10 protein-coding genes are annotated in these 8,364 nt (G+C 72.0%); 4 read left to right on the top strand and 6 right to left on the bottom strand.

Translation table 11 applies throughout. The annotated features are described in order from the left end of the window. On the bottom strand, positions 1 to 836 hold an 836-nt coding region (locus DTL70_RS15955), incomplete at its 3' end, for a LysR family transcriptional regulator (RefSeq protein ID WP_147266784.1). Positions 837 to 967: 131 nt separating this feature from the next. On the opposite strand from DTL70_RS15955, the gene DTL70_RS15950 reads away from it, so the two are divergent. Together DTL70_RS15950 and DTL70_RS15945 are read left to right on the top strand one after the other, a co-directional pair. Further along, complete coding sequence (locus tag DTL70_RS15950; RefSeq protein WP_114022609.1) at positions 968 to 1,639, top strand: maleylpyruvate isomerase family mycothiol-dependent enzyme; 672 nt, start codon at positions 968 to 970, stop codon at positions 1,637 to 1,639. A 173-nt stretch (positions 1,640 to 1,812) separates the two neighbouring features. After that, positions 1,813 to 2,721, top strand: coding sequence for a putative RNA methyltransferase (locus tag DTL70_RS15945; protein WP_114022608.1), 909 nt, complete (start codon positions 1,813 to 1,815; stop codon positions 2,719 to 2,721). A gap of 205 nt (positions 2,722 to 2,926) precedes the next feature. Here DTL70_RS15945 and DTL70_RS15940 read toward each other — a convergent pair whose 3' ends face one another. The 3 genes from DTL70_RS15940 to DTL70_RS15930 all read right to left on the bottom strand — a co-directional run bounded on the left by DTL70_RS15940 (position 2,927) and on the right by DTL70_RS15930 (position 4,703). After that, positions 2,927 to 3,481, bottom strand: a complete 555-nt coding sequence (locus tag DTL70_RS15940) for a hypothetical protein (protein ID WP_114022607.1) — start codon at positions 3,479 to 3,481, stop codon at positions 2,927 to 2,929. Positions 3,482 to 3,753: 272 nt separating this feature from the next. Next, positions 3,754 to 4,074, bottom strand: coding sequence for a DMT family transporter (locus DTL70_RS15935; protein ID WP_281278700.1), 321 nt, complete (start codon positions 4,072 to 4,074; stop codon positions 3,754 to 3,756). 17 nt (positions 4,075 to 4,091) lie between these two features. After that, a complete protein-coding gene (locus DTL70_RS15930; RefSeq protein WP_114022606.1) occupies positions 4,092 to 4,703 on the bottom strand; it encodes a DUF1269 domain-containing protein in 612 nt (203 codons plus the stop codon). Positions 4,704 to 4,934: 231 nt separating this feature from the next. Here DTL70_RS15930 and DTL70_RS15925 point away from each other — a divergent pair, with 231 nt between their 5' ends. After that, a complete protein-coding gene (locus tag DTL70_RS15925; RefSeq protein WP_114022605.1) occupies positions 4,935 to 5,675 on the top strand; it encodes an ACP S-malonyltransferase in 741 nt (246 codons plus the stop codon). A 90-nt stretch (positions 5,676 to 5,765) separates the two neighbouring features. On the opposite strand, the gene DTL70_RS15920 is transcribed toward DTL70_RS15925, so the two are convergent. Then, positions 5,766 to 6,326 (bottom strand): GNAT family N-acetyltransferase, encoded by a 561-nt coding sequence (locus tag DTL70_RS15920; RefSeq protein WP_114022610.1) that lies wholly within the window; start codon positions 6,324 to 6,326, stop codon positions 5,766 to 5,768. Positions 6,327 to 6,455: 129 nt separating this feature from the next. Between DTL70_RS15920 and DTL70_RS15915 the strand changes: the two genes are divergently transcribed. Further along, positions 6,456 to 7,259: an exodeoxyribonuclease III gene (locus DTL70_RS15915; protein WP_114022604.1), complete on the top strand. Its 804-nt coding sequence runs from the start codon at positions 6,456 to 6,458 to the stop codon at positions 7,257 to 7,259. A 131-nt stretch (positions 7,260 to 7,390) separates the two neighbouring features. On the opposite strand, the gene DTL70_RS15910 is transcribed toward DTL70_RS15915, so the two are convergent. After that, positions 7,391 to 8,233 carry a MerR family transcriptional regulator gene (locus DTL70_RS15910; RefSeq protein ID WP_114022603.1) on the bottom strand — a complete coding sequence of 281 codons (843 nt, stop codon included), beginning with the start codon at positions 8,231 to 8,233 and terminating at the stop codon, positions 7,391 to 7,393. Positions 8,234 to 8,364 lie beyond the last annotated feature (131 nt).

Here is an 8,364-nt window from a genome sequence, read left to right as displayed (position 1 = left end):
CAACTCCACGTTACGCAGACCCTCCCGCCCCGGCGGGGCGGTGGCCTTGCCTCTATCAGCGGTCTCACGGTGCCTCCAGGGCCGGTGGCACCACCCCCCGGATCATCTGTTCGACAGGGGGACAAGCCATGCCGGACCCGGAGGCCGGGAGTCCCATTGCAGGACCGCGAAAACGGTAACGGGGGGGGGCTGATCAGTGCGCGGTCCCGCAGCGCAGCCCAGGGCAGGGGCCCGGGTTCCGACAGCAGCGGGTCGTGGGGCGAGACGGCGACGACGACCGGCTCGTCGACCACGATGTCCGCGGCGGTGCCCGGCGGAGGGTCCCCGTCAGGCAGGCCGGCCACCGCGATGTCGAGTGCGCCGTGGCGCAGCGCGCGCAGCATGCGGTCCGAGGTGTCCTCGGTGAGTGCGATCTCCACGTGCGGGTGTTCGTTGTGGAAGTCGGCCAGTACGGCGGCGATGTCGAACCTGCCCCGGGCGTCCGTCGCACCGGAGACGAGTCCGACGGTGACATGGCCGCGCAGCAGCCCGGTGAAGGCGTCCGCGGCGTGCCGGACGTTCTCGGCGGCCTCCAGGGCGGCCCGCGCGTACGGCAGCACGGCCTCGCCGACCTGGGTGGGTGTCACCGGCCGTCCCGCGCGAGCGGTGCCGCCGGAGCGGCCGGCGCTGGGGCGGCCCGTGCCGGACCGGTCCAGCAGCACGTGGCCCAACTCGCGTTCGAGCTGACGTATGCGGGCGCTGACGCCCGGTTGGGCCAGGTGCACACGGGCAGCGGCACGGGTGAAGCTGCCCTCCTCGGCGACGGCGACGAAGAGCTGGAGCTGACGTAGGTCCATGGGGCACAGGCTAGACAGCTCATAACCGCCGCTTCTGAGGCGGAGAAGAAGCCTCTCTTGGACTTATACGAGGAGGCCACCCAGGCTGGGGAGGGAACGGCACAACGGGTCGACCGGGAGGCAGGAGCGGCGTGGACATCAGGGGTGCGATCGCAGACGAACGCGTGGAACTCGCCGCACTGTTGGACGGGCTGACGGAACAGCAATGGAAGGCACCTTCGCTGTGCGAGGGGTGGCGCGTGCGTGAAGTGGCCGCCCACATGTCGTTCGGATTCCGCACAGGGCGCGGCCAGGTGCTGCGCGAACTCCTCCGGGCACGCGGCCGACTGCACCGGATGACCGACAGGTGTGCCCGTCGGGACGCCGCCGCCATGAGCGAGGGGGAGCTGGCGGCGGCTCTGCGGAACAACGCCCACCACCCCTGGACGCCGCCCGTGGGCGGGCTGACGGCGGCCCTCGGGCACGACGTGGTGCACGGGCTGGACATCACCGTCGCGCTGGAGCACGAGCGGCGCGTTCCCCTGGAGCGCGTCCGCCCGCTGCTGGAGGGCGTGACGCCGAGGAGCCTGAAATTCTTCGGCGCCGACCTCACAGGTGTCTCCTTGCACGCGGAAGACCTGGAGTGGTCCTACGGTGCCGCTTCCGGCACGCCGGTCAGCGGGGCGGCACAGGACCTGCTGCTCATCGCCTTCGGGCGCGCCCTGCCGCCTGGCAGGCTGCGGGGCGAGGCGGCGGACCGGTTCTCCGCGACGACGCGCAGCCGTCCGCGGGGGCAGGGCGGAGAAATCCGGCAGCGCCCGTAGGCCCCTCGTCACGCTCCCGTACGCCCCTCGCCGTGCGTCCGGGCTTCCCTTGCGGTGCCCGAGGGGGCGGCGGTTTCCGAGGGCGCGCGGCAGTGGGCGGAGACGTGCGGCGGTGGGCGCAGGCGACCGCGGCGGTAGCCTGGGAGGCCGTCCGCTGTCCGAGAGAGCCCCCGATGTCCGAACCGCCGATCGCCGGCCAGGAAACCGCCCGCCGTGACGTCAGCGCCTGGCGCGGTCCGTGGGAGGCGCTCGCGGGCAGCGTCGTCCGGTGCCCCGTCTGCCAGGGGCCGCTCGATGTGACGGAGCGGTCGCTGCGCTGCGCCGCACGGCACACCTTCGACGTGGCACGCCAGGGATACGTCAGCTTGCTGACCGGCGTGAAGCGCACGGTCAACGCCGACAGCGCGGCCATGGTGGGGGCCCGTACGGACTTTCTGGCCGCCGGTCACTACGGGCCGCTCACGGACGCTCTCGCTCGGACCGCTGCCTCGTCGGGTCTGCCCGAGGGGAGCACGGTTCTCGACGCCGGGGCCGGTACGGGGCACTACCTCGCGGCCGTGCTGGACGCGCTGCCGGGCGCCGTAGGGCTGGCGTTGGACACGTCGCAGTACGCGCTGCGCCGCGCCGCGCGGGCACATCCCCGGGCGGGCGCGGCGAGCTGGGACGTCTGGCGGCCGTTCCCCGTCGGTGACGGGCGGGTGGACGTCGTCCTCAACGTGTTCGCCCCACGCAACGGCGCGGAGTTCCACCGGGTACTGCGCCCTGGGGGAGCCCTGCTCGTCGTGACACCGACCCCGCGGCACCTGGCCGAACTACGGGAGCGGCTGGGCCTGCTGGAGATCGACCCGGAGAAGGAAGAGCGCCTGGAGCGCACCCTGACCGCACGTTTCACGAGGGAGCGCATGGAGGCCCTGGAGTACACCGTCGAGCTGTCGCGGCAGGACGTGGAAAACCTCGTCTTCATGGGGCCCTCCGCACGCCACGTCGAGCCCGACGCGTTGCGGGCACGCGTGAGCGCGCTGCCCGAGCCGGTCCGGGTCACCGCCTCCTTCGGGACAGCTCTCTACCGGGCGCAGCCGTGACAGTGCCGTGGGAGCGCTGCGAGGAGAGAGGCACGCCGGGGCGCGCACGAGCGCCGCTGTCGGGACGGTCGCGTGCAGGCCACGCGTCGGCCCTACAGGTGCGCACGGCGCGCGAGGTGCGACAGCGCGCGCTGTGCGCACTGTGCGGACGGTGCGCACAGTGCGCGCAGTGCGCGCAGCACGTGCCGACGGTCTCCCGGCAGGGCTAGCAGCCGCCGCAGTTGTAGTAGGTGACGTCCCAGTGGTTGCCCTCGCGGTAGTAGACGTTTCCGGAGCCCGACTTCCACTTCGAACCGCCGATGGAGGTGAAGGTGCCGGTGATGTAGTTGTCGAGGCAGCTGGAGAGCGACATGTCGAGCTTGTAGCCGTTCCAGTGGCTGTACGTGCCAGAGGCGTGGCCCGTCTCCGTCCCGCCGGTGAGACGGACGGCGCAGCCGGACGCGCTCTTCAGGGTGACCGCTCCGTCCGCCGTCTGTGAACGCAGTCCGTCGAACGAGGTGCAGGTCGGGGTGTTGCGGTCCGAACAGCCGCCACTGGAGGTCCAGGTGACGCCCGCGCCACGGAACTTGGCGGTCGCCTGGGCGTGCGTGAGCTTGGCGAGGAGTTGGGGGGCCGCTGCGGCGGGCGGTGCGGAGCTACGGGACACGTCGGCGGGGGACGCTCCCGCGGCCGCCTGTGCGCTTCCCGCTCCGGTGAGCGTCAAAGCGGCTGCTGCTGCGGTGCCGAGGAGCGCGGTGAGGGCACGGCGTGTGGGGGTCATGGGCCTGCCTTTCGGAGTGGGGCGGCGGGCGGGCGAGGCGGGACAGCAGCCGGCTGCCGTCCGCCGGTCCCCTGGCTGGAGAAGGGGTGGGACGGTGGTGCGCGGGCGTCAACCTAATGAGCTGGCAGGGACATGTAAAGAACCCGCAAAAATGGTGTGACCTCTGGCGGAGAAGGCCGCCCGCGACACCGCAGCGGACGGCCTCGGCATGGCACGCCGACAGGGGCGGCTCCGCCGCCCGCCGCAGCCGTCTCCGTCGCGCCGTGGCGGCCTCAGCGGAGCAGCTTCAGCCCCACCACTCCGCCGACGATGAGCAGCAGACACAGCAGCCGCCCCACCGTCGCCGCGTCGCCCAGCACCGCCATCCCGTAGAGCGCGGTACCGACCGCGCCGATCCCCACCCACACCGCGTACGCCGTGCCGAGGGGGATCTGCGACACGGCGTAGGACAGTCCCGCCATGCTGGCGGCGAGGGCGACCAGGAAGAGGAGAGAGGGCCACAGACGGCTGAAGTTCTTCGACGCCTCGAGAGCCGTCGCCCACAGGGTCTCCAGACACCCCGAAACGATCAGTACGCCCCACGCCAGGCCCATGCTCTGCTCCTTCCGTGCTATCGCCGCCACCAATGCTCCTCCCTGCCGCTTTCCCGCGCGCTCTCGCCCTCCCCCGAGGGGCCGGCCTCGTGGCCGGTGATCGGCCCCGTGGGGGCGTCCGACGCGTTCTGCGGCACCGGCGGACTCGACAGTGTGTCCTCCAGGTCCCTGCGGACCCGGGAAGCCAGGTAGCGGCTCACTCCGGGCCCCAGAGCCGCGTCGGCCGGATCGGTGGACTCCTCGTCGAGGTCCGCCACCACCACGGTGCTGCCCGGGGGGATCTCCGCCGTCAACTCCTCCAGGCCCTCGTTCGTCTCGATCACCCGTCGCGCGTCGTGCCCGCCGCCGATGAGGCCGCCGGCACCGAACCCCAGCAGTGCCCCCGCAGGACCGCCCATCAGCCCCACGAGTGCGCCGATCAGACCGCCGACGGCGAACCCCGTGGCCGTGCCGGTGTTGTCCACCTCGCCGACGATCTCCGCCTCCCCTTCCGCGTCCCGGCCGATCACGCGTGCCTCGCGCAGCGCGACCGTTCCGGCGCGGTGCGCGGCCTCCAGCCTGTCGAGCGCACGCAGTGCCGCCTGGGTGCCGCGTTCGGTGAAGTCGGCGAACACGATGTATTCCGTCATACGCCCACCATCGACGTTCCGTGGACGCTCGGCATCCGCAGCGGGCGACGGCGGGACGACGGGACGACGGGACGGCGGGACGGCGGTCAGGGGGACGGAACACCTGGAGGGGCGACGGAGCGACGGCCGCCCGGAGGGGCGATGAGGGGACAGGGCCACGAGAGGGGGTCGAGACAGGGCGTGTGGGAGGGGTGGCTGGCATAGCGGGGCCGGGCAGGAAAGGGTGGCCGCATGAACGTCGCGTTCCTCTTCCCCGGTCCCGGCTCACTGCGGCCGGGCACGCTGCACCGGTTGCCCGACACCGCCGCGTCGGCGACCGTACTGGCCGAGGCCGAGTGCGAGCACCCCGGAGGGGTCGCGGAACTCGACACCGCCGACGCGCTGGCCTCGTCCGAGGTGGCACGGCACGTCTGCCTGCTGATCGCCGGTGTGGCCGGGGCTCGCGCGCTCACGGAGGACGAGGAGGTGCGGCCCGCCGCGGTGGCGGGACACGGGGCCGGCGTCTTCGCCGCCGCCGTCGCCGCTGGGCTGCTCACTCTTTCGGAGGCGCTGCGGGCGGTCCGGATCCGCGCCGAACTTCTGGAGCGCGCGGAGGAGCCCCCGCACGACCTGAGCATCCGCATGGCACAGCATCTGGCCACCGTGCGGCGCCGCCCGCACGAGTTGCCGTACGTGACGTGCACCGGCGGGAAGTGCCTTTCGGGCGACGCGAACGGGGTCTTCGACGATCTGGCCGGATCGGTCGCCCTGCCCGTGCGCTGGACGGAGATGGTCACGGCGCTGCGGGAGAGCGGCGCGCAGCGCTGGATCGAGATGCCGCCGGGGCGCGCCCTGACCGCTGCGCTCAAGGACGCCGAAAACGGCTCTGTGCGGGCGGTCTCGATGGAGGATCTGGGCATCGCGGTGGCGGCGGAGTTCGCCCGGGGCGAGCCGGAGACGCCCCCCGTGGACCACGTTCCCGAAGAGGGGTGACGCACCAGGTGAACGCATCAGGTCATCGAACAGGGTTCACACAGGGAAGCGGCTTCGCACAGGGAACCGGGTTCACACAGGGAACCGGCTTTACACAGGGAACCGGGTGCACGAAGGAGTGCCGCCCAGGGACTTCTCGAAGCACCGGCTCTCCTCGTGGAACCGGTAGTGCCCGAACTTCTCCCGCGCAGGCCCGTAACCGGAAGAGGTGTACAGGGCGATGGCCTCCGGCTGGTGCACGCCGGTTTCCAGCACCATGCGCGTCCGCCCCGCCTCGCGGGCGTCGTCTTCGAGCAGGGCGAGTATGCGCCGCGCCAGCCCGTGCCCACGCGCCTCGGGCACGACGTACATGCGCTTGAGCTCGGCGTCACCGTCCGCGTAGTTCTCCCCGTCCCCTTCGGCATCGCCCTCGTCGCCTCCGCCGTCGCCCGCCGTGCGGGCGTCCATGGCCCGCCAGCCGCCCGTGGCGACCGGCTGCTGCTCGTCGTCGTAGGCCAGGAGATACAGGCCGCGCGGGGGCCGGAACATCGCCGGGGCCAGCGGGGTCGCGTCGCCTTCCGGGTCGCCGTAGCGCTGCGCGTACTCCTGGAGCACGAGGTCGTTGAGTTTCCGGGCGTCCGGATGGTCGAAGGGGACGGGAACGATCTGCATACGGGAATCGTAAGCGGACACCGTGTCCACCGCGGGCGTCAGCGGCCACGGGCCGGAGCTCCTGACCCGTGGGAGCGGGGGCGTCCCGCGTAGGGTGCGGGGAGTCCGGAAATCCACGGGGAGCACGTTTTGCGCAAGGTGAGCACGGTCAACGTCAATGGGCTGCGGGCCGCGGCCAAGAAGGGCTACGTGGAGTGGCTGGCGGCCACGGAAGCGGACGTGATCTGCCTCCAGGAGGTCAGGGCGGAGCCCGAGCAGCTGCCGGAGGCGGTCCGGTCCCCGGAGGGCTGGCACGCGTTCTGGGCGCCCTCGTCGGCCAAGGGGCGGTCGGGTGTGGCGTTGCTCACGCGGCGCGAGCCGGATGCCGTCCGGGTGGGGTTCGGTGTCTCCGAGTTCGAGACCTCCGGGCGCTATGTGGAGGTCGATCTGCCGGGCGTGACGGTCGCCAGCCTCTACCTGCCCTCGGGCGAGGTCGGTACGGAGCGGCAGGACGAGAAGGAACGCTTCATGGCGGCTTTCCTGCCCTACCTGTGCGACCTCAGAAAGCGGGCGGCGGCATCCGGGCGTGAGGTGCTGGTCTGCGGTGACTGGAACATCGCGCACCAGGAGGCCGACTTGAAGAACTGGCGCGGCAACAAGAAGAACGCGGGGTTCCTGCCCGAGGAGCGGGCCTGGCTCTCGCGGGTGTTCGACCCCGAGGACGGCGGCTACACGGACGTGGTCCGCTCGCTGCACCCCGAGGTGGCGGGGCCCTACTCGTGGTGGTCGTACCGGGGGCGGGCGTTCGACAACGACACGGGCTGGCGCATCGACTACCACGTCTCCACGGCTGGGCTGGCGGAGCGCGCACTGAAGGCGTACGTCGAGCGTGCTGCCACCCACACGGAGCGGTGGAGCGACCACGCTCCGGTGACGGTCGACTTCGGCCCCTGACATCCCTGGCGCCTTGGACACTCCGGAGGCCCGGGGCGTCCTGACGTCCCACCGCCGGTCCACCATCGGTCCAGCGGCCCTTCCCGACGTGAGCCCTGCCCCGGTAGCGGCCCGTCCCCAACGGGAAGAGCCTAGTTCTCGGCTCCGTCCGCGCGGTCGCGCTCTTCCCGCTCCGTGCGGTGGTCACTCAGCCATTCCTCCAGCTCCGCCCGTACCCGGCGGTCCAGGGCGAGGCCCAGTTCGGCTTCGACGATCTGTCTGGCGGTGGGGGCGACGCGGGTGAGGAGGTCGTTGAGGGCGGCCGGGTCGCTGCTTTCCTGGCGGGGGAGCAGGTGGGTGCGGAAGAGGCGGGCGAAGAGGGCGGCGATCTCGTCGGTGCGCTCGCGCAGTGCGCGTCCTGCCTCCAGCACGTCGGCCAGGGGGATGCCTTTGGCGACGAGTTCCGCGGACCCGTCGAGCAGGCGGCGGCTGGTGTGCACGAATTCGTCGCCGTCGATGGCGACGTAGCCGATGTCCAGGGAGGCGGCCAGGTTGTCGACGGTCACCTGGCCCTGGAAGTAGTCGGCGAGTTCCTCCGGGGTGAGGCGGACGGGGGTCTCCTCGGAGAAGGGGGTGGCCACGGCGGAGTCCAGGCCCATGACCTCGGCGGCGGAACGGGCGTCGCGGCCCTTCTCGAAGGCGTCGAGCAGGTCGGCGATGCCGCCGAGGGTGTGGCCGCGTGAGAGCAGCGCGGTGATGCTGCGCAGCCGGGCGAGGTGGTGTGCGTCGTACCAGGCGATGCGGCCCTCGCGGCGCGGCGGCGGGAGCAGTTTGCGTTCGCGGTAGAAGCGAAGCGTGCGGGTGGTGATGCCGGCCGCTGCAGCGAGTTCGTGGGCGCGGAACTCCCGCTCGGACGGGGTGGATGCGCCGCCCGCGGGGTTGGTGCTCCGGCCGTCCGGCTCGTCCGTCGTGTGTTGCTCGTTCGCGCTCGCCACGTGCCACAGCCTAGGCCGTTTCTGATGGCTCTTGGACGGTGTCGCGGAGCCAGATGTTGATCGCTGTGACGGCGAGTGTGCCGTTGAAGATGTAGTCGCGCTTGTCGTAGCGGCTGGCCACCGCCCGGTAC

This window comes from Streptomyces diacarni, from assembly GCF_003323715.1.
Lineage (GTDB): Bacteria > Actinomycetota > Actinomycetes > Streptomycetales > Streptomycetaceae > Streptomyces > Streptomyces diacarni.
This window is presented reverse-complemented; position numbering and strand designations above follow the sequence as displayed.

Bases quoted from the DNA above. Each gene is read 5' to 3' on its own strand.
- DTL70_RS15920 (WP_114022610.1), bottom strand. From the start codon at position 6,326: ATGCAGATCGTTCCCGTCCCCTTCGACCATCCGGACGCCCGGAAACTC.
- DTL70_RS15930 (WP_114022606.1), bottom strand. From the start codon at position 4,703: ATGACGGAATACATCGTGTTCGCCGACTTCACCGAACGCGGCACCCAG.
- DTL70_RS15925 (WP_114022605.1), top strand. From the start codon at position 4,935: ATGAACGTCGCGTTCCTCTTCCCCGGTCCCGGCTCACTGCGGCCGGGC.
- DTL70_RS15940 (WP_114022607.1), bottom strand. From the start codon at position 3,481: ATGACCCCCACACGCCGTGCCCTCACCGCGCTCCTCGGCACCGCAGCA.
- DTL70_RS15935 (WP_281278700.1), bottom strand. From the start codon at position 4,074: ATGGGCCTGGCGTGGGGCGTACTGATCGTTTCGGGGTGTCTGGAGACC.
- DTL70_RS15945 (WP_114022608.1), top strand. From the start codon at position 1,813: ATGTCCGAACCGCCGATCGCCGGCCAGGAAACCGCCCGCCGTGACGTC.